At 59.2% G+C, this 21,672-nt stretch carries 36 protein-coding genes; 33 read left to right on the top strand and 3 right to left on the bottom strand.

Annotation, left to right across the window (positions count from 1 at the left end):
- Positions 1-18: 18 nt before the first annotated feature.
- The 33 genes from rpsL (at position 19) to rplQ (ending at position 18,741) form a co-directional block, all read left to right on the top strand.
- The gene (rpsL, locus tag SDENCHOL_RS04385) at positions 19-396 is read left to right on the top strand and encodes a 30S ribosomal protein S12 (protein WP_154716122.1); all 378 of its coding nucleotides are present in this window, start codon (positions 19-21) and stop codon (positions 394-396) included.
- 32 nt (positions 397-428) lie between these two features.
- A complete protein-coding gene (gene rpsG / locus SDENCHOL_RS04390; protein ID WP_154716123.1) occupies positions 429-899 on the top strand; it encodes a 30S ribosomal protein S7 in 471 nt (156 codons plus the stop codon).
- Between the two features lie 110 nt (positions 900-1,009).
- Positions 1,010-3,103 carry an elongation factor G gene (fusA, locus tag SDENCHOL_RS04395; protein WP_154716124.1) on the top strand — a complete coding sequence of 698 codons (2,094 nt, stop codon included), beginning with the start codon at positions 1,010-1,012 and terminating at the stop codon, positions 3,101-3,103.
- Positions 3,104-3,130: 27 nt separating this feature from the next.
- Complete coding sequence (tuf, locus tag SDENCHOL_RS04400; RefSeq protein WP_154716114.1) at positions 3,131-4,321, top strand: elongation factor Tu; 1,191 nt, start codon at positions 3,131-3,133, stop codon at positions 4,319-4,321.
- Positions 4,322-4,430: 109 nt separating this feature from the next.
- Positions 4,431-4,742 carry a 30S ribosomal protein S10 gene (gene rpsJ, locus SDENCHOL_RS04405; protein WP_154716125.1) on the top strand — a complete coding sequence of 104 codons (312 nt, stop codon included), beginning with the start codon at positions 4,431-4,433 and terminating at the stop codon, positions 4,740-4,742.
- Positions 4,743-4,851: 109 nt separating this feature from the next.
- Complete coding sequence (rplC, locus tag SDENCHOL_RS04410) at positions 4,852-5,493, top strand: 50S ribosomal protein L3 (RefSeq protein WP_154716126.1); 642 nt, start codon at positions 4,852-4,854, stop codon at positions 5,491-5,493.
- Positions 5,493-6,113, top strand: coding sequence for a 50S ribosomal protein L4 (rplD, locus tag SDENCHOL_RS04415; protein WP_154716127.1), 621 nt, complete (start codon positions 5,493-5,495; stop codon positions 6,111-6,113). The genes rplC and rplD overlap by 1 nt, the downstream gene beginning before the upstream one ends.
- Positions 6,110-6,421, top strand: coding sequence for a 50S ribosomal protein L23 (rplW, locus tag SDENCHOL_RS04420; RefSeq protein ID WP_154716128.1), 312 nt, complete (start codon positions 6,110-6,112; stop codon positions 6,419-6,421). Before rplD ends, rplW begins: the two co-directional genes overlap by 4 nt.
- On the top strand, positions 6,421-7,254 hold the full coding sequence (gene rplB / locus SDENCHOL_RS04425; protein WP_154716129.1) for a 50S ribosomal protein L2: 834 nt from the start codon (positions 6,421-6,423) through the stop codon (positions 7,252-7,254). The genes rplW and rplB overlap by 1 nt, the downstream gene beginning before the upstream one ends.
- A 3-nt stretch (positions 7,255-7,257) precedes the next feature.
- Positions 7,258-7,539: a 30S ribosomal protein S19 gene (gene rpsS / locus SDENCHOL_RS04430; protein ID WP_154716130.1), complete on the top strand. Its 282-nt coding sequence runs from the start codon at positions 7,258-7,260 to the stop codon at positions 7,537-7,539.
- A gap of 9 nt (positions 7,540-7,548) precedes the next feature.
- The gene (gene rplV, locus SDENCHOL_RS04435; RefSeq protein ID WP_154716131.1) at positions 7,549-7,878 is read left to right on the top strand and encodes a 50S ribosomal protein L22; all 330 of its coding nucleotides are present in this window, start codon (positions 7,549-7,551) and stop codon (positions 7,876-7,878) included.
- Positions 7,879-7,887: 9 nt separating this feature from the next.
- On the top strand, positions 7,888-8,790 hold the full coding sequence (gene rpsC, locus SDENCHOL_RS04440; RefSeq protein WP_154716132.1) for a 30S ribosomal protein S3: 903 nt from the start codon (positions 7,888-7,890) through the stop codon (positions 8,788-8,790).
- Between the two features lie 3 nt (positions 8,791-8,793).
- On the top strand, positions 8,794-9,207 hold the full coding sequence (gene rplP / locus SDENCHOL_RS04445) for a 50S ribosomal protein L16 (protein ID WP_154716133.1): 414 nt from the start codon (positions 8,794-8,796) through the stop codon (positions 9,205-9,207).
- Positions 9,208-9,209: 2 nt separating this feature from the next.
- Positions 9,210-9,404: a 50S ribosomal protein L29 gene (rpmC, locus tag SDENCHOL_RS04450; RefSeq protein WP_154716134.1), complete on the top strand. Its 195-nt coding sequence runs from the start codon at positions 9,210-9,212 to the stop codon at positions 9,402-9,404.
- Positions 9,401-9,670 carry a 30S ribosomal protein S17 gene (gene rpsQ, locus SDENCHOL_RS04455; RefSeq protein ID WP_154716135.1) on the top strand — a complete coding sequence of 90 codons (270 nt, stop codon included), beginning with the start codon at positions 9,401-9,403 and terminating at the stop codon, positions 9,668-9,670. Before rpmC ends, rpsQ begins: the two co-directional genes overlap by 4 nt.
- A gap of 181 nt (positions 9,671-9,851) precedes the next feature.
- On the top strand, positions 9,852-10,220 hold the full coding sequence (gene rplN, locus SDENCHOL_RS04460; protein WP_154716136.1) for a 50S ribosomal protein L14: 369 nt from the start codon (positions 9,852-9,854) through the stop codon (positions 10,218-10,220).
- Positions 10,221-10,228: 8 nt separating this feature from the next.
- The gene (gene rplX, locus SDENCHOL_RS04465; RefSeq protein WP_154716137.1) at positions 10,229-10,546 is read left to right on the top strand and encodes a 50S ribosomal protein L24; all 318 of its coding nucleotides are present in this window, start codon (positions 10,229-10,231) and stop codon (positions 10,544-10,546) included.
- Positions 10,547-10,554: 8 nt separating this feature from the next.
- Complete coding sequence (rplE, locus tag SDENCHOL_RS04470; RefSeq protein ID WP_154716138.1) at positions 10,555-11,094, top strand: 50S ribosomal protein L5; 540 nt, start codon at positions 10,555-10,557, stop codon at positions 11,092-11,094.
- A 7-nt stretch (positions 11,095-11,101) separates the two neighbouring features.
- The gene (gene rpsN, locus SDENCHOL_RS04475) at positions 11,102-11,407 is read left to right on the top strand and encodes a 30S ribosomal protein S14 (protein ID WP_154716139.1); all 306 of its coding nucleotides are present in this window, start codon (positions 11,102-11,104) and stop codon (positions 11,405-11,407) included.
- Between the two features lie 14 nt (positions 11,408-11,421).
- Complete coding sequence (gene rpsH, locus SDENCHOL_RS04480) at positions 11,422-11,817, top strand: 30S ribosomal protein S8 (protein WP_154716140.1); 396 nt, start codon at positions 11,422-11,424, stop codon at positions 11,815-11,817.
- 10 nt (positions 11,818-11,827) lie between these two features.
- Entirely contained in the window at positions 11,828-12,361 is a 534-nt protein-coding gene (gene rplF, locus SDENCHOL_RS04485; protein ID WP_154716141.1) for a 50S ribosomal protein L6, read from the top strand.
- Positions 12,362-12,373: 12 nt separating this feature from the next.
- A complete protein-coding gene (gene rplR / locus SDENCHOL_RS04490; protein ID WP_154716142.1) occupies positions 12,374-12,727 on the top strand; it encodes a 50S ribosomal protein L18 in 354 nt (117 codons plus the stop codon).
- Positions 12,728-12,771: 44 nt separating this feature from the next.
- Positions 12,772-13,299 (top strand): 30S ribosomal protein S5, encoded by a 528-nt coding sequence (gene rpsE / locus SDENCHOL_RS04495; RefSeq protein WP_154716143.1) that lies wholly within the window; start codon positions 12,772-12,774, stop codon positions 13,297-13,299.
- 5 nt (positions 13,300-13,304) lie between these two features.
- Positions 13,305-13,487, top strand: coding sequence for a 50S ribosomal protein L30 (rpmD, locus tag SDENCHOL_RS04500; protein WP_154716144.1), 183 nt, complete (start codon positions 13,305-13,307; stop codon positions 13,485-13,487).
- Between the two features lie 4 nt (positions 13,488-13,491).
- Positions 13,492-13,929, top strand: a complete 438-nt coding sequence (gene rplO, locus SDENCHOL_RS04505; protein WP_154716145.1) for a 50S ribosomal protein L15 — start codon at positions 13,492-13,494, stop codon at positions 13,927-13,929.
- 31 nt (positions 13,930-13,960) lie between these two features.
- A complete protein-coding gene (gene secY / locus SDENCHOL_RS04510) occupies positions 13,961-15,301 on the top strand; it encodes a preprotein translocase subunit SecY (RefSeq protein WP_154716146.1) in 1,341 nt (446 codons plus the stop codon).
- Between the two features lie 5 nt (positions 15,302-15,306).
- Entirely contained in the window at positions 15,307-15,525 is a 219-nt protein-coding gene (gene infA, locus SDENCHOL_RS04515; RefSeq protein WP_154716147.1) for a translation initiation factor IF-1, read from the top strand.
- A gap of 44 nt (positions 15,526-15,569) precedes the next feature.
- Positions 15,570-15,683, top strand: a complete 114-nt coding sequence (gene rpmJ, locus SDENCHOL_RS04520) for a 50S ribosomal protein L36 (protein ID WP_154716148.1) — start codon at positions 15,570-15,572, stop codon at positions 15,681-15,683.
- A gap of 77 nt (positions 15,684-15,760) precedes the next feature.
- Positions 15,761-16,126, top strand: a complete 366-nt coding sequence (gene rpsM, locus SDENCHOL_RS04525) for a 30S ribosomal protein S13 (protein WP_154716149.1) — start codon at positions 15,761-15,763, stop codon at positions 16,124-16,126.
- 14 nt (positions 16,127-16,140) lie between these two features.
- Positions 16,141-16,530 carry a 30S ribosomal protein S11 gene (gene rpsK / locus SDENCHOL_RS04530; protein WP_154716150.1) on the top strand — a complete coding sequence of 130 codons (390 nt, stop codon included), beginning with the start codon at positions 16,141-16,143 and terminating at the stop codon, positions 16,528-16,530.
- 48 nt (positions 16,531-16,578) lie between these two features.
- The gene (gene rpsD, locus SDENCHOL_RS04535) at positions 16,579-17,208 is read left to right on the top strand and encodes a 30S ribosomal protein S4 (RefSeq protein WP_154716151.1); all 630 of its coding nucleotides are present in this window, start codon (positions 16,579-16,581) and stop codon (positions 17,206-17,208) included.
- An 84-nt stretch (positions 17,209-17,292) separates the two neighbouring features.
- On the top strand, positions 17,293-18,279 hold the full coding sequence (locus SDENCHOL_RS04540) for a DNA-directed RNA polymerase subunit alpha (protein ID WP_154716152.1): 987 nt from the start codon (positions 17,293-17,295) through the stop codon (positions 18,277-18,279).
- A 75-nt stretch (positions 18,280-18,354) separates the two neighbouring features.
- Entirely contained in the window at positions 18,355-18,741 is a 387-nt protein-coding gene (rplQ, locus tag SDENCHOL_RS04545) for a 50S ribosomal protein L17 (RefSeq protein WP_154716153.1), read from the top strand.
- Positions 18,742-18,875: 134 nt separating this feature from the next.
- On the opposite strand, the gene SDENCHOL_RS04550 is transcribed toward rplQ, so the two are convergent.
- From SDENCHOL_RS04550 to cysD, 3 genes are all read right to left on the bottom strand, one after another.
- Positions 18,876-19,382 carry a disulfide bond formation protein B gene (locus SDENCHOL_RS04550; RefSeq protein ID WP_154716154.1) on the bottom strand — a complete coding sequence of 169 codons (507 nt, stop codon included), beginning with the start codon at positions 19,380-19,382 and terminating at the stop codon, positions 18,876-18,878.
- An 87-nt stretch (positions 19,383-19,469) separates the two neighbouring features.
- On the bottom strand, positions 19,470-20,744 hold the full coding sequence (gene cysN, locus SDENCHOL_RS04555) for a sulfate adenylyltransferase subunit CysN (RefSeq protein ID WP_154716155.1): 1,275 nt from the start codon (positions 20,742-20,744) through the stop codon (positions 19,470-19,472).
- Entirely contained in the window at positions 20,744-21,661 is a 918-nt protein-coding gene (gene cysD / locus SDENCHOL_RS04560; RefSeq protein WP_154716156.1) for a sulfate adenylyltransferase subunit CysD, read from the bottom strand. Before cysD ends, cysN begins: the two co-directional genes overlap by 1 nt.
- Between the last annotated feature and the right edge of the window lie 11 nt (positions 21,662-21,672).

Genomic DNA, 21,672 nt, shown 5'->3' on the forward strand with positions numbered 1-21,672 from the left:
TCCAGGAATAGAAAAACTATGCCAACCATCAATCAGCTTGTACGCAAGGGGCGCCAGGCTCCTGTGTCGAAGAGCAAGGTTCCCGCTCTGGAAAATTGCCCTGCCAAGCGGGGCGTGTGCACGCGCGTCTATACGACGACGCCGAAGAAGCCGAACTCCGCCTTGCGCAAGGTTGCCAAGGTTCGTCTGACCAATGGCTTCGAAGTCATTTCCTATATTGGTGGCGAAGGACACAACCTGCAGGAGCACTCGGTGGTGTTGATCCGCGGCGGCCGTGTCAAGGATTTGCCGGGTGTGCGCTATCACATCGTGCGCGGCAGTCTGGATACCCAGGGCGTCAAGGATCGCAAGCAGAGTCGTTCGAAGTATGGTGCCAAGCGCCCGAAGTCCGCTTGACGGTCGTTCGGTAGTCATAGAGAGGAATAAACATGCCACGTCGCAGAGAAGTACCGAAACGTGACATCCTGCCGGATCCAAAGTTCGGCAGCGTCGATGTCTCCAAGTTTGTCAATATTTTGATGACTGCCGGCAAGAAGTCCGTTGCCGAGCGCATCATTTATGGTGCGTTCGACAACATTTCCAGCAAGAGCGGCAAGGATCCGCTGGAAGTCTTCATGCAGGCGGTAAATAACGTCAAGCCGGTGGTCGAGGTGAAGAGTCGTCGCGTCGGCGGTGCCAACTACCAGGTTCCGGTCGAAGTGCGTCCGTCGCGGCGCATGGCGCTGTCGATGCGCTGGTTGCGCGAGGCGGCCCGCAAGCGCAGCGAGAAGTCGATGGGTCAGCGTTTGGCCAATGAGTTGCTCGAGGCTGCGGAAGGACGCGGTTCGGCGATGAAGAAGCGCGACGAGGTGCATCGCATGGCAGAGGCCAACAAGGCCTTCTCGCATTATCGGTTTTAATCAAGCGCCCCATCCATTGTGGATGGGGTATTCGAAGTGATCGCCACCGCCTCGACGCCCCGGGAAACCGGGGGTCCAGGCGGTTTGGCGTAGAAAAGATAGGAATTCAAGTGGCCCGTAAGACTCCCATTGAGCGCTACCGCAATATCGGTATCAGTGCGCATATCGACGCCGGCAAGACCACCACTTCCGAGCGTATCCTGTTCTATACCGGCATGAGCCACAAGCTGGGCGAAGTGCATGACGGCGCGGCCACGACCGACTGGATGGAGCAGGAGCAGGAGCGTGGGATCACGATCACCTCTTCGGCGGTGACCTGTTTCTGGAAGGGCATGGATCTGTTGATGCCCGAGCATCGCATCAACATCATCGATACGCCGGGTCACGTCGACTTCACCATCGAAGTGGAGCGCTCGATGCGCGTCCTCGACGGTGCCTGCATGGTCTATTGCGCTGTCGGTGGTGTGCAGCCGCAATCGGAAACCGTCTGGCGCCAGGCCAACAAGTACAAGGTGCCGCGTCTGGCCTTCGTCAACAAGATGGATCGTACCGGCGCCAACTTCTTCAAGGTGGTCGAGCAGATGCGCACGCGCCTGACGGCCAATCCCGTACCCATCGTGATTCCTATCGGCGCCGAAGACAGCTTCCAGGGCGTGGTCGATCTCATCAAGATGAAGGCCATTCTCTGGGATGAGGCTTCGCAGGGGATGAAATTCAATTACGCAGCCGTTCCTGCCGAGTTGGAGGCGGATGCCAGGAAGTGGCGCGAATCGATGGTCGAAGCGGCCGCCGAGGCTTCCGAGGAGCTGATGAACAAGTACCTCGAGAACGGTGAGCTGTCCGAGGAGGAGATCGTCGCCGGTCTGCGTATCCGCACCATCGCCACCGAGATTCAGCCGATGCTTTGCGGTTCGGCTTTCAAGAACAAGGGCGTGCAGCGCATGCTCGATGCCGTGGTCCAGTTCCTGCCTTCGCCGGTGGATATTCCCGATGTCGAGGGCGAGTCGGAGACGGGTCAGCCGGATACGCGCCCGGCCAACGATGCGGCGCCTTTCTCGGCGCTGGCATTCAAGCTGATGAGCGACCCCTTTGTCGGGCAACTGACTTTCGTGCGCGTCTATTCCGGCGTGCTGAAGAAGGGCGACACGGTTTACAACTCGGTCAAGGGCAAGAAGGAACGCATCGGCCGTATCGTGCAGATGCATGCCAATGAGCGCAATGAAATCGAAGAAATCGTTGCTGGCGACATTGCTGCCTGCATCGGCCTGAAGGATGTGACGACGGGTGAGACGCTGTGCGATATCGAGAAGTCCATCATCCTCGAGCGCATGGAGTTTCCCGATCCGGTGATTCACGTCGCCGTCGAGCCGAAGACCAAGGCCGACCAGGAAAAGATGGGGATTGCGCTGGGTCGTCTGGCACAGGAAGACCCGTCCTTCCGCGTGCGCACCGACGAAGAGTCCGGCCAGACCATCATCTCGGGCATGGGCGAGTTGCACCTCGAGATCATCGTCGATCGCATGAAGCGTGAATTCAACGTCGAGGCCAATGTCGGTGCGCCTCAGGTGGCGTACCGCGAAGCCATCCGCAAGGCGGTCGAGCAGGAAGGCAAGTTTGTCAAGCAGTCCGGCGGTCGCGGCCAGTATGGTCACGTCTGGATCAAGCTCGAACCGAACGAGCAGGGCAAGGGCTATGAGTTTGTCGACGCTATCAAGGGCGGCACGGTGCCGCGTGAATACATTCCGGCCGTCGACAAGGGCTTGCAGGAAACCTTGCCGAATGGCGTGCTCGCCGGCTTCCCGGTCGTCGATGTCAAGGTCACCCTGTTCGATGGTTCCTACCACGACGTCGACTCGAACGAAAACGCCTTCAAGATGGCGGCTTCGATGGCCTTCAAGGACGCCATGCGCAAAGCCAATCCGGTGCTGCTCGAACCGATGATGGCGGTCGAAGTGGAGACGCCGGAAGACTACATGGGCAACGTCATGGGCGATCTGTCGAGCCGTCGCGGCATTGTCCAGGGAATGGAAGACCAGGTCGGCGGCATCAAGCAGATCAAGGCCGAAGTGCCGCTGGCCGAGATGTTCGGTTATGCCACCACCTTGCGCTCGCTTTCCCAGGGACGTGCCACCTACAGCATGGAATTCAAGCATTACGCCGAGGCGCCGAAGAATGTTGCCGAGGCCATCATCAACAAGAAGTAATTTTTCTGTCTTTCTGGAGATTTCACCATGGCAAAGGCCAAATTTGAGCGTACGAAGCCGCACGTAAACGTAGGAACGATCGGTCACGTTGACCACGGCAAGACCACTCTGACGGCGGCGATCACCACGGTGCTGTCGAAGAAGTGGGGAGGCGAGGCGCGGGACTACAGCCAGATTGACAATGCTCCGGAAGAAAAGGCGCGCGGCATCACGATCAACACCTCGCACGTTGAATACGAAACCGAGACGCGCCACTACGCGCACGTTGACTGTCCGGGCCACGCCGACTACGTGAAGAACATGATCACGGGCGCGGCGCAGATGGACGGCGCCATTCTGGTCTGCTCGGCCGCGGACGGCCCGATGCCGCAAACGCGCGAGCACATCCTGCTGGCCCGCCAGGTGGGTGTGCCCTACATCGTGGTATTCCTCAACAAGTGCGACATGGTCGACGATGCCGAACTGCTCGAACTGGTCGAAATGGAAGTGCGCGAACTGCTCAGCAAGTATGAATTTCCCGGTGACGACATTCCCATCATCAAGGGCTCGGCGCTGAAAGCGCTGGAAGGCGACCAGAGCGAAATCGGCGAACCGGCCATCTTCAAGCTGGCCGAAGCGCTGGACAACTACATCCCGACGCCGGAACGCGCGGTGGACGGCGCCTTCCTGATGCCGATCGAAGACGTCTTCTCGATTTCCGGCCGCGGCACGGTGGTGACGGGGCGTATCGAGCGCGGCATCGTCAAGGTTGGCGAAGAAATCGAAATCGTCGGCATTCGTGAAACGCAGAAGACCACCTGCACGGGCGTTGAAATGTTCCGCAAGCTGCTGGATCAAGGCCAGGCGGGCGACAACGTCGGGGTGCTGCTGCGCGGCACCAAGCGTGAAGACGTCGAGCGCGGCCAGGTGCTGGCCAAGCCGGGCAGCATCACGCCGCATACCCACTTCACGGCGGAGATCTACGTGCTGTCGAAGGATGAGGGTGGTCGTCACACGCCGTTCTTCAACGGCTATCGTCCGCAGTTCTACTTCCGCACGACGGACGTGACGGGCGCGGTGGATCTGCCGGAAGGCACGGAAATGGTGATGCCTGGCGACAACGTGTCGATCACGGTCAAGCTGATTGCGCCGATCGCCATGGAAGAAGGCCTGCGCTTCGCCATCCGCGAAGGCGGCCGTACCGTCGGCGCCGGCGTGGTGGCAAAGGTGATCGCGTAAGAAATTTGCTTGTTTGCTTGTGCGAAAGAAGAAAGCGCGTTAGAATTTCGCGCTTTCGTATTTTCACCCCCGAGCCGGGGGTTGCTCTTTAAGACCAACTGGGTGTGACATGCAGAATCAAAAAATCCGTATCCGCCTCAAGGCGTTCGACTATCGCCTGATCGATCAGTCCGCGCTGGAGATCGTGGGCACCGCCAAGCGTACTGGCGCCGTGGTTCATGGCCCCGTGCCGTTGCCGACCCGCATCGAGCGCTACAACGTGTTGCGTTCGCCGCATGTCAACAAGACCTCGCGCGATCAATTCGAAATTCGTACCCATCTGCGCCTAATGGACATCATCGACCCGACCGACAAGACGGTTGATGCCCTGATGAAGCTGGATCTGCCGGCTGGCGTGGATGTGGAAATCAAGTTGCAGTAAATAAGTGTGGAAGGGCGACAGGGCACGCACGGCCGAGGCTGTGTGATGTTTCTGTCTTTGGTGAATGGCCGGCCAATTGTAGTCGGCACCTCTCAAGAGGAAACAATAAATGACTTTAGGCCTATTAGGTCGCAAGGTCGGCATGACGCGGATCTTTGCCGAAGATGGTGCAACCATCCCGGTGACGGTTCTTGACGTGTCGAACAACCGCGTGACCCAGATCAAGACCCCTGAAACCGATGGCTATGCTGCGGTTCAGGTGGCGTTCGGCACGCGCCGTGCCAGCCGTGTCAACAAGGCGGCGGCAGGCCATCTTGCCAAGGCCGGTGTCGAAGCCGGCAGTGTGCTCAGGGAATTTCCCGTCGAGCCGCAAAAGCTCTCCGAGCTCAAGCCGGGGGATGTCATCAGCGTGACGATCTTTTCCGTTGGCCAGAAGGTCGATGTCAGCGGGACTTCGATCGGCAAGGGTTTTTCCGGCGTGATCAAGCGTCACAATTTCTCGTCCAACCGCGCATCGCACGGCAACTCGATTTCGCACAACTCGCCCGGTTCCATCGGCATGGCCCAGGATCCTGGCCGCGTGTTTCCTGGTAAGCGCATGGCGGGCCATTATGGCGATGTCAGGCGCACCCAACAAAACCTTGAAATCGTGCGCGTTGATGAAGCCCGCCAGTTGTTGCTGGTCAAAGGTGCGGTTCCCGGCGCCAATGGTGGCGACGTGATCGTGCGTCCGGCAGTGAAGGGGGCGTAATGGAACTGAAACTCATCAATGATCAAGGCCAATCGTCGGCGACGCTGAACGCTTCCGATGCGTTGTTTGCCCGTGATTACAATGAAGCCCTGGTGCACCAGATCGTCGTCGCCTATCAGGCGAATGCGCGTTCGGGCAATCGTGCGCAGAAGGATCGCGAGCAGGTCAAGCACAGTACCAGGAAGCCGTTCCGCCAGAAGGGTACGGGCCGTGCGCGCGCTGGTATGACCTCCAGCCCGCTGTGGCGTGGCGGCGGACGCATCTTCCCGAATTCCCCCGAGGAAAACTTCACCCAGAAGGTCAATCGCAAGATGTACCGCGCGGGCATTGCTTCGATTCTGTCGCAGCTGGCGCGCGAGGATCGTCTCGTCGTGGCTGAAGACTTCAGCATCGACACGCCGAAGACCAAGCAGTTGGTGCAGAAGCTCAAGGGCATGGGTCTCGACTCCGTTCTCGTGGTGACCGACGCGCTGGAAGAAAATCTTTATCTGGCTTCGCGCAACCTGCCCCGTGTGCTGGTTCTCGAAGTCGCTGAAACCGATCCGCTGTCGCTGATCCGTTTCCCCAAGGTGCTGCTGACCAAGAGCGCAGTCGCCAAGATGGAGGAGATGCTGGGATGAGCAACTTCAATCAAGAACGCCTGCTGCAAGTGCTGCTGGCGCCGCAGATTTCCGAGAAGGCAACCTTCGTTGCCGACAAGAACGAGCAGGTCGTGTTCTTCGTGACCTCGGATGCCACCAAGCCTGAAGTCAAGGCTGCCGTTGAACTGCTGTTCAAGGTACAGGTTGACTCGGTGCAGATCTCCAACCTGAAGGGCAAGGTCAAGCGTTTCGGCCGCAGCATGGGGCGTCGCAAGGATGCCAAGAAGGCTTTCGTCTGCCTCAAGCCCGGCCAGGAAATCAATTTTGCTGAAGGGGGGGCCGCTTAATGGCGCTCGTCAAAATCAAGCCGACGTCACCCGGACGTCGCTCGCTTGTGCGTCTGGTGAATGCCGACTTGCACAAGGGGCGCCCTGTGGCCAGCCTGGTTGAATCCAAGCACAGCAAGGCCGGGCGCAACAACCATGGCCGCATCACCGTGCGTCATCAGGGCGGTGGCCACAAGCAGCACTACCGCGTCGTCGATTTCCGTCGCAACAAGGATGGCATCCCGGCTACGGTCGAGCGTCTGGAATATGATCCCAACCGCTCCGCCAATCTGGCGCTGCTGTGCTATGCCGATGGCGAACGCCGTTACGTGATTGCGCCGCGTGGCGTGGTCGCGGGTGCGCAGTTGCTCAGCGGTTCGGAAGCGCCGATCAAGCCGGGCAATTGTCTGCCGATTCGCAACATTCCGGTGGGTACCACCATCCATTGCATCGAAATGGTGCCGGGCAAGGGGGCGCAGATCGCCCGCGCTGCCGGTTCCTCCGCTCAGTTGATGGCGCGTGAAGGGGCCTATGCGCAGCTGCGTCTGCGTTCGGGCGAGATCCGCCAGGTGCACATCGAATGCCGTGCCACTGTCGGCGAGGTCGGCAATGAAGAGCACGCGCTGAGAGCCATCGGCAAGGCGGGCGCCAAGCGCTGGCTGGGTATTCGCCCGACCGTGCGTGGTGTCGCCATGAACCCGGTCGATCACCCTCACGGTGGTGGTGAAGGTCGTACTGCTGCAGGTATGCACCCGGTCAGCCCGTGGGGCACCAAGACCAAGGGTTACCGTACTCGCAGCAACAAGCGGACGAGTGGCATGATCGTTCAGCGTCGTCAAAACAAGAAGAGGTGATAAATGACTCGTTCGCTCAAGAAGGGACCGTTTGTCGATGCCCATCTGCTGAAGAAAGTGGATACGGTTCGCGAAACCAACGATAAGCGTCCGATCAAGACCTGGTCGCGTCGCTCGACCATCCTTCCGGACTTTGTCGGCCTGACGATAGCCGTGCATAACGGGAAGCAGCATATTCCGGTCTATATCTCGGAAAACATGGTCGGTCACAAACTTGGTGAGTTTTCCTTGACGCGCACCTTCAAGGGCCACACTGGCGGCAAGAAGGCCGCAGTCAAGAGGTAAGGAATGACGATGGAAACCAATGCAATTTTGCGAGGTGTCCGCCTGTCGGCGCAAAAAGGTCGGCTGGTTGCCGATCTGGTGCGTGGCAAGCCGGTAGACCAGGCGCTCAACATTCTGGCCTTCAGTCCGAAAAAGGGCGCAGCCATCATCAAGAAGGTGCTCGAATCGGCGATTGCCAATGCCGAGCACAATGATGGTGCGGATATCGACACGTTGAAAGTCAAGACCATACATGTCGAGAAAGCTGCCGTTCTGAGGCGCTTTGCTGCACGCGCCAAGGGGCGTGGCAATCACATCCTCAAGCAGACGTGCCACGTCTACGTCACGGTCGGAGACTAAGGAAAAACTATGGGACAGAAGATTCATCCGATCGGTTTCCGCCTTGCGGTCAACCGCAACTGGACGTCGCGCTGGTTCGCCAACAGCAAGAATTTTTCAACCATGCTCAACGAGGACATCAAGGTCCGTGAGTATCTGAAGAAAAAACTTGCCCACGCCTCTGTCGGGCGCGTCGTCATCGAGCGGCCGGCAAAGAATGCGCGCATCACCGTCTATAGTGCCCGCCCTGGCGTGGTGATCGGCAAGAAGGGCGAGGACATCGAAAACCTGAAGACCGAGCTGCAGAAGATTCTCGGCGGCCAGGTTCATGTCAATATCGAGGAAATCCGCAAGCCGGAAGTTGACGCGCAGCTCATCGCCGACTCGATTGCCCAGCAACTGGAAAAGCGCATCATGTTCCGTCGTGCCATGAAGCGTGCCATGCAAAATGCCATGCGTCTTGGCGCACAGGGCATCAAGATCATGAGTTCCGGCCGTCTGAACGGTGCCGAAATCGCACGTTGCGAGTGGTATCGTGAAGGCCGCGTGCCACTGCATACCTTGCGTGCCGAAATCGATTACGGCACCTCGGAGGCATTGACCACCTACGGCATCATTGGCGTCAAGGTCTGGGTTTTCAAGGGCGAAACGACCAGCAAGAGCGAACCGGGCCTCCAGCCGGCCGATGTGGCTGGTGAGGAGCCGCGTCGTGCTGCGCCACGCCGTGCCCCGGGTCGTGCAGCTGCTGGTGAAAAGACAGATGCCAAACCAGCTGCGGCTCCGGCTGCCGCCCGCCGTTCGACCCGCAAGGCCGAGCCTGCCGCCGGTGAGGCCGAGAGCAAGCCCGCAGCCGAGGAAGCTGCGACCAAGCCCCCTGTCAAACGCGTCCGCAAGACTGCCGCTGATGCCGATGCCAAAGGCACGAAGGAGTAAAACATGCTGCAACCATCACGTACCAAATTTCGCAAGCAGCACAAGGGACGCAATACAGGCGTCGCTACGCGCGGTGCGAAGGTCAGCTTCGGCGAATTTGGCCTCAAGGCCATCGGTCGCGGCCGCCTGACCGCACGGCAGATCGAGTCTGCACGTCGTGCCATGACTCGCCACATCAAGCGTGGTGGCCGGATCTGGATTCGTATTTTCCCGGACAAGCCGATTTCCAAGAAGCCCTTGGAAGTCCGTATGGGTAACGGCAAGGGGAATCCCGAGTATTGGGTTGCCGAGATTCAGCCCGGCAAAGTTCTGTATGAAATGGACGGCGTTGCCGAGTCGCTGGCGCGCGAGGCATTTCGCCTGGCCGCGGCCAAGCTGCCGATCGAGACGACGTTCGTTACGCGGCAATTGGGGTGATCATGAAAGCGAAAGATTTGAGGCAAAAGGAAACTGCAGCGCTGGAGAAGGAATTGCTTGACCTCCGCAAGGCCCAATTCAGCCTGCGCATGCAGGCGGCGACCCAGCAACTGGCAAACCACAGCCAGATTGGCAAGACGCGCAAAAGTATTGCACGGGTCAAGACCGTTCTCAATGAAAGGGGAGTCGCCAAATGAGCGAAACAGCGGAAAAGATGCATCGCACGCTGACAGGTCGTGTCGTCAGCGACAAGATGCAGAAGACGGTCACCGTTCTGATCGAACGCCGTGTCAAGCATCCGGTCATCGGCAAGATGATGTTGCGCAGCAAGAAATATCATGCGCATGTCGATAACGACGAGGCAAAGAAGGGCGATCTGGTGCAGATCGAGGAATGCGCCCCGATTTCCAAGACGAAGGCATGGCGTGTGACCCAGGTGATCGAGAAGTCCCGTCTGGCCTGAGTTTTACCTGGTCGGCTGAACAAATCATCATCAGCAAGCGTTGACAAAGGGCTTGCTGCCGTACATAATAGCCGACTTTGTTGCAACCAGTGCGCCGCAAGCCTGCGGCGCCTTTTGACCCGGATGGGTTCCAAGACTGATCGCGAAACGCTTGTCTCGCGAATTAAGTTGGAGAAATTTAATGATACAAATGCAAAGCAGGTTGACCGTAGCCGATAACACCGGCGCGCGGTCGGTCCAGTGCATCAAGGTCCTTGGCGGCTCCAAACGTCGCTACGCGGGCATTGGTGACGTCATCAAGGTCAGCATCAAGGATGCTGCGCCGCGTGGCAGGGTCAAGAAAGGTGAAGTGTTTACGGCCGTGGTGGTTCGTACCGCCAAGGGCGTGCGCCGCGCCGATGGCTCGCTGGTCAAGTTCGACGAAAATGCGGCGGTTTTGCTGAACAACAAGCTCGAGCCGATCGGCACGCGCATCTTCGGGCCGGTGACGCGGGAGTTGCGTACCGAGCGCTTCATGAAGATCGTCTCGCTGGCGCCCGAAGTTCTCTGAGGATTGCCATGAACAAGATTCGCAAAGGCGACAACGTTGTTGTCATTGCTGGCAAGGATAAGGGCAAGCGCGGTGTGGTAGTTGCCCGCGTCGATGAGCAGCGAGTGCTCGTCGAGGGGGTCAATCGCGTCAAGAAGCACGCGAAGCCCAATCCCATGAAGGGCCAGCAGGGGGGTATCGTCGAGAAAGAGATGCCCATTCAGGTTTCCAATGTTGCGCTGTTCAATCCGGCCACTCAAAAGGCCGATCGCGTCGGGATCAAGATTCTCGACGACGGTCGCAAGGTCCGGGTGTACAAGTCGAACAGCGAAGTTGTGGACGCGTAAGGACAATCATGGCGCGCTTGCAGGAATACTACAAAAACACAGTGATGGCCGATCTGAAGAGCAAGTTCGGCTACGGTTCGATCATGGAAGTGCCGCGTATCACCAAGATCACCCTGAACATGGGGGTCGGCGAGGCGGTGGCTGACAAAAAGGTGCTGGAGCATGCGGTCGCTGATCTGACCAAGATCGCCGGCCAGAAGCCTGTCGTAACCAAGGCACGCAAGGCAATTGCCGGCTTCAAGATCCGCGAGGGTTATCCGATCGGTTGCATGGTGACATTGCGCGGCGAGCGCATGTACGAATTTCTCGATCGCCTGGTGACGGTTGCGATGCCGCGTATCCGCGATTTTCGCGGGGTTTCCGGCAAGGGCTTCGATGGTCGCGGCAACTATAACGTCGGCGTCAGGGAGCAGATCATTTTTCCCGAGATCGAGTACGACAAGATCGACGCATTGCGCGGGATGAACATCAGCATCACGACAACCGCCAAGACCGACGCTGAAGCCAAGGCGCTTCTCGCGGCATTCAAATTCCCTTTCAAGAACTGAGGGACACATGGCCAAGAAATCTATGATCAATCGCGAACTGAAGCGTGTGCGCACGGCAGCCAAGTATGCCGCCAAGCGTGCCGAGTTGGCCGCGATCTACAACAACGTCAATCTGCCGGCTGAAGAGCGCATGGCGGCACGTTTGAAGTTTCAGCAGTTGCCGCGCAATTCCTCGCCTTCGCGCCAGCGTAATCGCTGCGAAGTCACGGGGCGTCCGCGTGGCGTTTTCCGCAAGTTCGGTCTGTGTCGTAACAAGCTGCGCGATGTCGTGATGCGCGGTGAAGTTCCGGGCGTGACCAAGGCCAGCTGGTAAAAGGAGAGATCACCATGAGTATGACCGATCCTATCGCCGATATGCTGACCCGCATCCGCAATGCACAGGCAGCGCAAAAAAACGCTGTCGTCATGCCTTCGTCCAGGCTGAAGGTGGCGATTGCGAATGTGCTGAAGGATGAGGGCTATATCGATGAATTCGCCGTTCGCGAAAATGACGGAAAGCCCTTGCTCGACATCGCGCTGAAGTATTACGCCGGACGTGCCGTGATCGAACGCATCGAGCGCGTGTCCAAGCCCGGCCTGCGAGTCTATCGCGGCAGGGATGATCTGCCGCAAGTCATGAACGGCCTGGGGGTGGCGATCGTTTCGACGCCGAAGGGCGTGATGACGGATCGCAAGGCGCGCGCCGCGAATGTCGGTGGCGAAGTCCTCTGCATCGTTGCTTAAGGGGATCAGAATGTCACGTATTGCAAAATATCCCGTCGATGTGCCAAAGGGTGTCGAGGTGACGCTGGGCGCTTCGGAAATCAGTGTCAAGGGGCCTTTGGGGTCATTGACGCAGTTCATGCTGCCGGCCGTTACCATCGAGCGCGATGGCGACAGGCTGCTGTGCAAGGCGGTTGCCGGTCAACCGAATGCCGGTGCAATGTCAGGCACGATGCGCGCGTTGCTGAACAACATGGTTACCGGCGTGACCAAGGGTTTCGAGAAGAAACTGACGCTGGTCGGCGTCGGTTTCCGCGCCCAGGCGCAGGGCGACAAGCTCAACCTTTCACTGGGTTTTTCGCATCCGGTCGTTCATGACATGCCCAAGGGCGTGAAGTGCGAGACCCCGACGCAGACCGAGATTCTCATCAAGGGTATCGATCGCCAGCAGGTTGGCCAGGTGGCTGCGGAGATCCGCGCCTACCGTGAGCCGGAGCCTTACAAGGGCAAGGGTGTTCGCTATGCCGATGAGCATGTGGCCATCAAGGAAACCAAGAAGAAATAAGGGCGGACAATCATGGACAAGAAATCGACGCGTTTGCGCAGAGCCCGCAGGACTCGCGCCAGGATTGCCGAACTGAAGGCTGTTCGCCTGAGCGTGCACCGTACCAACCTGCATATTTATGCGCAGGTTTTCTCCAGTTGCGGTACTCGCGTACTCGCGGCAGCCTCGACGGTGGAAGCCGAGGTTCGCGGCAAGGTTCCCAATGGCGGCACCATCAAGGCCGCCGAGCTCGTCGGCAAGCTGATTGCCGAGCGAGCCAAGGCCCAGGGGATCGAAAGCGTGTCTTTCGATCGCGCTGGTTTCCATTACCACGGCCGTGTCAAGGCGCTGGCAGATGCAGCGCGTGAAGGTGGCCTGAAGTTCTGATGTGGCGACAGCTTACATCCAGATGCTAATGAGCGAGACATACAATGGCTAAACCGCAAACCAGAAAGCAGCAACAGGCGCCGGAGAAGATTGACGACGGCATGCGCGAGAAGATGGTCGCCATCAACCGCGTGACCAAGGTCGTGAAGGGTGGCCGCATTCTCGGCTTCGCTGCACTCACCGTGGTCGGCGACGGCGATGGCGGCGTTGGCATGGGCAAGGGCAAGTCGCGTGAAGTGCCCGTTGCCGTACAGAAAGCGATGGAGGAAGCCCGCCGCAAGTTGTCGCGCGTCAGCCTCAAGGATGGCACGCTGCAGCACACCGTCATCGGGCGCCACGGTGCCTGCCGGGTGCTGATGCAGCCGGCCGGTGCAGGTACCGGCATCATTGCCGGCGGTCCGATGCGTGCGGTATTCGAGGTCGCCGGCGTCACCGATGTCGTCGCCAAGATCTACGGTTCCGCTAATCCGTACAACGTCGTGCGTGCCACCATCAATGGTCTGCAGTCGATGAATACGCCTGCCGAGATTGCCGCCAAGCGCGGCAAGAGCGTGCAGGACATCATGGGGTAAGCAACATGGCTGAGAAGAAAATCAAGGTGACACTCGTCAAGAGCCTGATCGGCACCAAGGCCGATCATCGTGCCACCGTGCGTGGCCTGGGCCTGCGCCGCCTCAACAGCAGCGCCGTGCTGGAAGATACGCCGTGCGTGCGCGGCATGATCAACAAAGTCGCCTATCTGGTGAAGTGCGAGGGTTAAGGCAATGCGACTGAATACCATCAAACCGGCTGAGGGTTCGACCCACGCCAAGCGCCGCGTCGGTCGCGGCATCGGTAGCGGTCTGGGCAAGACGGCCGGCCGTGGCCACAAGGGTCAGAAATCGCGTGCCGGCGGCTTCCACAAGGTGGGTTTTGAAGGCGGCCAGATGCCGCTGCAACGTCGTCTGCCGAAACGGGGTTTCGTTTCGCTGACCCGTGACCGCAATGTCGAAGTGCGCCTGTCTGAACTGGAAAAGCTGCCGTTGACGGAAATCGACCTGCTGGCGCTGAAGCAGGCCGGCGTCGTCGCCGCCGACGCCTTGTCTGCCAAGGTGATTCTTTCCGGCAAGCTGACCCGCAAGATTGCGCTGAACGGCATTGGTGTCACGAAGGGCGCCAAGGCTGCGATCGAGGCCGCGGGCGGCAGCATTGCCGGCGCCTGAATATTGACCATCGCATCTGTCGAGAACTCCCTTGGCCACTTCAGCTTCCGCCGCCGTAGGCAAATCCATAGGTAATACCGGCAAGTTCGGTGATCTGTGGCGGCGCCTGTGGTTCCTGTTGGGTGCCATCGTGGTTTATCGCATTGGCGCCCACATTCCCGTTCCGGGTATCGATCCGGTGGCACTGGCACAGCTTTTCGAGGGCCAGAAGGGCGGCATACTCGGGGTATTCAACCTGTTTTCCGGTGGGGCGCTGTCCCGCTTCACGATCTTTGCGCTGGGGATCATGCCCTACATCTCGGCGTCGATCATCATGCAGTTGGTATCGATCGCCTCTCCTCAACTGGAAGCGCTGAAGAAAGAAGGCGAAGCCGGACGGCGCAAGATTACCCAGTACACACGATATGGCACGGTTGCTCTCGCGCTGTTCCAGGGGATCGGCATTGCCATCGCGCTTGAGTCGCAGCAGGGACTGGTGCTGGATCCTGGCTTCACTTTCCGTCTGACGGCGGTGACGACGCTGCTGACCGGCACGATGTTCCTGATGTGGCTGGGTGAGCAGATCACCGAGCGTGGCTTGGGCAACGGCATTTCCATCATCATTTTCGCTGGTATCGTTGCCGGTTTGCCGAATGCGCTGGCTGGCTTGTTCTCGCTGGTCAGTACCGGCAGCATGCATCCCATCACCGCCCTGTTCATCTTCTCCCTGGTGATTCTCGTCACGGGCTTCGTGGTCTTCGTCGAACGTGGGCAGCGCAAGATACTGGTGAACTACGCGAAGCGCCAGGTGGGCAACAAGATCTACGGCGGGCAGAGTTCGCACCTGCCGCTCAAGCTCAACATGTCGGGTGTGATTCCGCCGATCTTTGCCTCCAGTATCATTCTTTTCCCGGCTACGGTGGCCGGCTGGTTTGGTTCCAGTGAAGGCATGAGCTGGCTCAAGGACATCGCGGCAACGCTCTCGCCCGGGCAGCCGCCGTATGTGATCCTGTATGCGGTTGCAATCGTATTTTTCTGCTTCTTCTATACGGCGCTGGTCTTCAATTCCAAGGAGACGGCGGACAATCTGAAGAAGAGCGGCGCTTTCGTTCCGGGTATCCGTCCGGGCGAACAGACATCGCGTTACATAGAGAAGATCCTCATGCGTCTGACGCTGGCCGGTGCCATTTATGTGACCCTGGTCTGCCTGTTGCCGGAATTCCTGATTCTCAAGTGGAATGTTCCCTTCTACTTTGGCGGCACTTCCCTGCTGATCATCGTGGTCGTCACGATGGATTTCATGTCGCAGGTTCAGGCATACATCATGTCGCACCAGTATGAGAGCCTGCTGAAGAAAGCCAATTTCAAGGGCGCCGGTTTTTCGGCAAGGTAAGTGCAATGTCGAAGGAAGACATGATCGAAATGCAGGGTGAGGTGCAGGAGAACCTTCCCAATGCGACATTCAGAGTCAAACTCGAGAACGGCCACATCGTGCTCGGGCATATTTCCGGAAAGATGCGTATGCACTACATCCGCATCCTGCCCGGTGACAAGGTAACGGTGCAGTTGACGCCTTACGACCTGACCAAGGGCCGCATCGTCTTCCGTGCCAAGTGATTCACATTCATCGATAGATATCGATATCGTTCGGAGTAAGCGTCATGAAAGTAATGGCTTCGGTCAAATGCATCTGCCGCAATTGCAAGATCATCCGCCGCAATCGTGTCGTACGCGTCATCTGCAAGGATCCGCGTCACAAGCAGCGCCAGGGTTGATGCTTGAAGTTGCAGGGTAGTTCGTTTATAATTTTCCGTTTCCTCATTTTGAGGGACATAAATTTTAGGGTGAGCCTATGGCCCGTATCGCAGGGATAAACATTCCAAATCATCAGCATACCGTAGTCGCTCTGACGGCGATCTATGGTATCGGCAATACCCGCGCCAGGAAGATCTGCGATGTCGCGAATATCGCGCCATCGACCAAGGTCAAGGATCTGAGCGACGCAGAAATGGAGCGTCTGCGCGAGGAGGTTGGCAAGTTTGCCGTTGAGGGCGATCTGCGCCGTGAAGTCACGATGAGCGTCAAGCGTCTGATGGACCTTGGCTGTTATCGCGGCCTGCGCCACCGGCGCGGTCTGCCCGTGCGTGGCCAGCGTACCCGTACCAATGCCCGCACTCGCAAGGGACCGCGCAAGGCGATTGCCGGCGCCAAGAAGTAATCTAGGAAACTGACATGGCAAAGACCGCAACCAAGGTTCGCAAGAAAATCAAGAAGAACGTTGCCGAGGGCATCGCTCACGTCCACGCGTCCTTCAACAATACCATCATCACCATCACCGACCGCCAGGGCAACGCGCTGTCGTGGGCGACTTCCGGCGGTGCCGGTTTCAAGGGCTCGCGCAAGAGTACCCCGTTCGCTGCCCAGGTGGCCGCCGAAGCGGCTGGCAAGGTTGCCCAGGAATGCGGTATCAAGAATCTGGAAGTCCGCATCAAGGGTCCCGGCCCGGGCCGCGAGTCGGCGGTTCGCGCCCTGAACGCGCTGGGCATCAAGATTTCCAGCATTACCGACATCACCCCGATCCCCCACAATGGTTGCCGGCCGCCGAAGCGCCGCCGCATCTGAGTCGCCGGCTTTGCCGACGATGAATCGCAAGAATCCAAGGAGTCAATAGTGGCCCGCAATCTTGATCCAAAGTGCCGCCAGTGCCGCCGCGAAGGCGAGAAACTGTTTCTGAAGGCCGAGAAATGCTTCACCGACAAATGCCCTGTCGAGCGCCGCGCCTATGCGCCCGGCCAGCACGGCCAGAAGTCGGGGCAGCGTCTTTCCGGCTACGGTACGCAACTGCGTGAAAAGCAGAAGGTACGCCGCATCTACGGCGTGCTCGAACGGCAATTCCGCAAGTCCTTTGCCGAAGCCAACAGGCGCAAGGGGCAGACTGGCGAAAACCTGCTCCAACTGCTCGAGGGTCGCCTGGATGCGGTTGCCTATCGCATGGGCTTTGGCGGTTCGCGCGCCGAGTCGCGCCAGGTCGTGCGCCACAATGGCGTTCTGGTGAATGGCCGCCGTGTCAATATTCCTTCATATACCCTGCGTCCTGGCGATGTCGTTCAACTGACGGATACGGCACGCGTTCAACTGCGCACCAAGGCGGCTCTGGAAGCGGCCGAGTCGCGCGGTTTCCCGGAATGGATCGAAATGGATGTCAAGACCGGCAAGGGTGTCTTCAAGGCTTACCCGCAGCGCAGTGAACTGCCGGCAAGCATTCACGAAGGTCTGATCGTCGAACTTTATTCGCGCTGATAGCGCTTCTCGATGAATGGCAGGGTGTGCAGTATTTCCGTACTTCGCCCCTGCATATTGGGATGCTCATAAAAAGGGATGCAGATGCAAACTAGCGCTCTTCTGAAACCGCGCCACATTGATGTACAAACGCTCTCTCCGGTGCATGCTCGTGTCGTCATGGAACCGTTCGAGCGTGGCTATGGCCACACGCTGGGCAATGCCCTGCGCCGTATCCTGCTCTCGTCGATGGACGGCTATGCGCCGACGGCAGCAAGCATCGAGGGCGTGCTGCACGAGTACTCCACACTGGATGGCGTGCGTGAGGATGTCGTGGATATCCTCCTCAATATCAAGGGCATCGTGCTCAAGCTGCACAACCGCAACGAAGCCACGCTGATGCTCTCCAAAAAGGGCGAGGGTGTGGTGACCGCGGCTGACATCGAGGTCTCTCATGATGTCGAAATCATCAATCCTGATCACGTGATTGCCCACGTCGCCCCCGGCGGCAAGCTGGAAATGCAGATCAAGGTTGAAAAGGGCCGTGGCTACGTGCCTGCGACCATGCGTCCGAGCGACAAGGAAACGCGCGGCATCGGCAACATCATGCTGGACGCTTCGTTCAGCCCGATCCGCCGGGTCAGCTATGCCGTCGAAGCGGCTCGTGTCGAACAACGTACCGACCTCGACAAGCTGGTCATGGACATCGAAACCAATGGTGCCATCGACCCCGAAGAGGCGATCCGTTATGCGGCTCGTGTGCTGGTGGATCAGCTTTCGATCTTTGCCGATCTCGAAGGCACTCCCGTGTCTGCCGAAACACCGAAGCAGACGGTGGTCGATCCCTTGCTGCTGCGTTCCGTCGACGATCTCGAATTGACGGTGCGTTCCGCCAATTGCCTGAAGGCCGAGAACATCTATTACATCGGCGACCTGATTCAGCGTACCGAGCCGGAACTGCTCAAGACGCCGAATCTGGGCCGCAAGTCGCTCAACGAAATCAAGGAAGTCCTTGCTTCGCGCGGCCTGGCTCTCGGCATGAAGCTCGAAAACTGGCCGCCACAAGGTCTCGGTCTCGAAAAGATTTCCTGACCGTTCTCAACCTCTCGATAACGATCAACCGGCTGCCAGCATCGTGCAGCAGCCGCACAAATACGAGGAAGTATCATGCGTCACGGTAACGGCTTGCGAAAGCTAAATCGCACTTCAGCGCATCGCCAGGCGATGCTCCGCAACATGACCAACTCGCTGTTGCGTCATGAAACCATTCAGACCACGCTGCCGAAGGCCAAGGAACTGCGCCGCGTCGTCGAGCCGATGATCACCTTGGGCAAGAAGCCGAGTCTGGCCAATCGCCGCCTGGCGTTCGACCGCCTGCGCGATCGTGAAATGGTCGTCAAGCTGTTCGACGAACTGGGTCCGCGTTTCGCCAATCGCAATGGCGGCTACCTGCGCATTCTGAAAACCGGTTTCCGCGTCGGCGATAACGCGCCGATGGCGTTGGTTCAGTTGCTCGATCAGCCGGAACAAGAGGGCGCGTCTGCTGCCGAATGAGCAGAAGCAGACAATAGGTTTCTTCAGGAAAGAAACAAGAAGGCCGGAGCAAGTCTCCGGCCTTCTTGTTGGTGCGCGCGGTGTCAAGTGTATGTGAGCGCTGAAGTTTGTCGAAGCGCGATGGGCCGCATCCATCAGGCGCGCTGCCGCAGCAGCAGATAAATGCCATACAGCGTCAGTGCGCTGAAGATCAGCAATGAATATTCAGCCAGCGACAGGCCGAACAGCTTCCACGCCGGGTCGGAACACAGGCCGCTGGCCTGAAACAGCAGCGGTGCCTGCTCGCCTGCCCAATCCACGAAGAGCTCCCACCAGGCCGCTTCGCCGCTGCATTGCACGTCGCTTGCGACGCGCTGGATGTAGGTTTGGTAGCCGGCAATCCAGGCGCCGGTGGCGCTGGTGAGGATCATCAGCAGGTTGGCGATGGCGCTGCCGGTTCGACTGCCGGCCAGCGCGATGCCGATGCCTGCCGCAATCATCAGGCCAAGCGAGGCCATGCGCTGCAGGATGCACAGGGGGCAGGCAGCAAGACCGAGCGCTTCGCCAAGATAAACCGCGCCGCCGAACAGGATGCAGCCGATGACGAAAACCGCGCAGTAAGGAAAGCGCGGCGTCTGGATCAGGCGTCGTAGCGTGGGCATGGGTACTGGCGTGGCGGCAAGATGAGGCAAGGGGAGGCAGTGATGAAGCGGCTTGCGCGGCAAGCCGTTGCAACATCGAGGGGCATCTTAGCAGAGGATCATGCCCGCGCCCACGGTATTGTTGCTGGCATCGTCGATGATGATGAAGGCGCCGGTTGCGCGGTTGTCCGCATAGCTGTCGATGCAGACCGGTTGCGCCACCTTGATGGTCAGGCGGGCCAGGTCGTTGGTGGCGAGCTGGCTCGCCGCGTTTTGCGCCAGCGTGTTGATGTCCAGACGATAGGCAATGCCGCCCAGCTTCATCATGGTCTCGCGCGTGGTGTGGCGCAGCAGATACGTGCGGTTCGGATCGAGCGGCGCTTCGCCCAGCCAGCAGACCATGGCCTCGAACTGTTTGACGACGCTTGGCGGCTGGCTGGATTTGACGATCATGTCGCCGCGCGAGACGTCGATTTCGTCTGCCAGCAGCAGGGTGACCGATTGCTCGGCGATGGCGCGTTGCAATACCTGATCGAGGAGGCGGATTTCCTTGACGCGCGTGGTCTGGCCACCCGGCAGGATCGTGATTTCATCGCCAACCGTGATCTCGCCGGACTCGACGCGGCCCATGTAGCCGCGGAAATCGTGAAACTCCCCGGTTTGCGGACGGCACACGTACTGCACGGGAAAGCGTAGACGTTCATCGCTTTCGCTGTGGGCTGCCGGCGCGGATTCCAGGATGTCGAACAGCGTCGGCCCCTGATACCAATCCATTTGCGTTCCGCGTTCGACGATCATGTCGCCATTCAGTGCCGAGATCGGGATGAAGCACGCATCCTGGATCCCCAGTTGCCCGGCAAAGGCCAGAAAATCCGCCTTGATTTCCTCGAAGCGCGCTGCGTCGTGATCGACCAGATCCATCTTGTTGATGGCGACGACGATGTGCGGGATGCCGAGCAAGTGAGCAATGTAGGCGTGGCGCCGCGTTTGCGTCAGCACGCCCTTGCGCGCATCGATCAGGATGATGGCCAGGTTGGCGGTGGAGGCTGCGGTCACCATGTTGCGTGTGTACTGTTCGTGGCCTGGCGCATCGGCCACGATGTATTTGCGCTTGCCAGTGGAGAAGTAGCGATAGGCCACATCGATGGTGATGCCCTGCTCGCGCTCGGCCTGCAGGCCATCGGTCAATAGCGACAGGTCGACGCTGGTCATGCCGCGCCGTTCGGAAGTTTTGGCGATGGTCGTGAGCGTGTCGGCGAGGATGGATTTGCTGTCGTGCAGCAGGCGGCCGATCAAGGTGCTCTTGCCGTCATCCACGCTGCCGCAGGTCAGGAAGCGCAGCAGGCCGTTGTCGATTTCCGGAAGCTGTTCGGGTGCGGACATCAGAAATACCCTTCCTTCTTGCGTTGCTCCATGGCGGCCTCCGAGGCCTGGTCGTCGAGGCGCGTTGCTCCTCGTTCGGTGATCGTCGTGGTCGCCGTTTCGGCAATGATTTTGTCTGTCGTGTCGGCATGCGATTCGACCGGCGCCGTGCAGGGAATATCGCCAACGGTGCGAAAGCGTACCGAAAGATGTTCGACGAGCTCGCCCTCCCTGGCCGGGGTCAGCGCCGTGACCGGCACCAGTTGATCGTTGCGGCGCACGATGGGGCGCGTGTGGGCGAAGTAGATCGAAGGCAATTCCAGTTCTTCGCGGGCGATGTATTGCCAGACATCCAGCTCGGTCCAGTTGGAGATCGGAAAGACGCGGATATTCTCGCCCTTGTGGCTGCGGGCGTTGTAGAGATTCCACAGTTCGGGGCGCTGGTTTTTGGGATCCCAGCCGCCGAATTCGTCGCGGAAGGAGAAGATGCGCTCCTTGGCGCGGGCCTTTTCTTCATCGCGGCGGGCGCCGCCGATGCAGGCGTTGAAGCCAAACTCGGCGATGGCTTCGAGCAGCGTCACCGACTGATGGCGGTTGCGGGATTCGTTCGGCGATTTCAACACCACGCTGCCGCGCGCCATGGAGTCTTCGACTGAACGCACGATCAGGCGCTCACCGAGTTCGGCCGCGCGGCGATCGCGGAATTCGATGACTTCGGGGTAGTTGTGGCCGGTGTCGATGTGCAGCAGCGGGAATGGAAAACGTCCGGGGCGGAAAGCCTTTTCGGCCAGGCGCAGCAGGCACACCGAGTCCTTGCCGCCGGAAAACAGCAGCGCCGGATGGCTGCACTGGCCGGCCACTTCGCGCAGGATGTGGATGGCTTCGGCTTCCAGCCAGTCGAGATGCGAGAGCGCAGGTTTGCTGAGTACGCTGGTCATGATATTCAAAT

It is taken from the genome of Sterolibacterium denitrificans (assembly GCF_900174485.1).
Classification (GTDB): domain Bacteria; phylum Pseudomonadota; class Gammaproteobacteria; order Burkholderiales; family Rhodocyclaceae; genus Sterolibacterium; species Sterolibacterium denitrificans.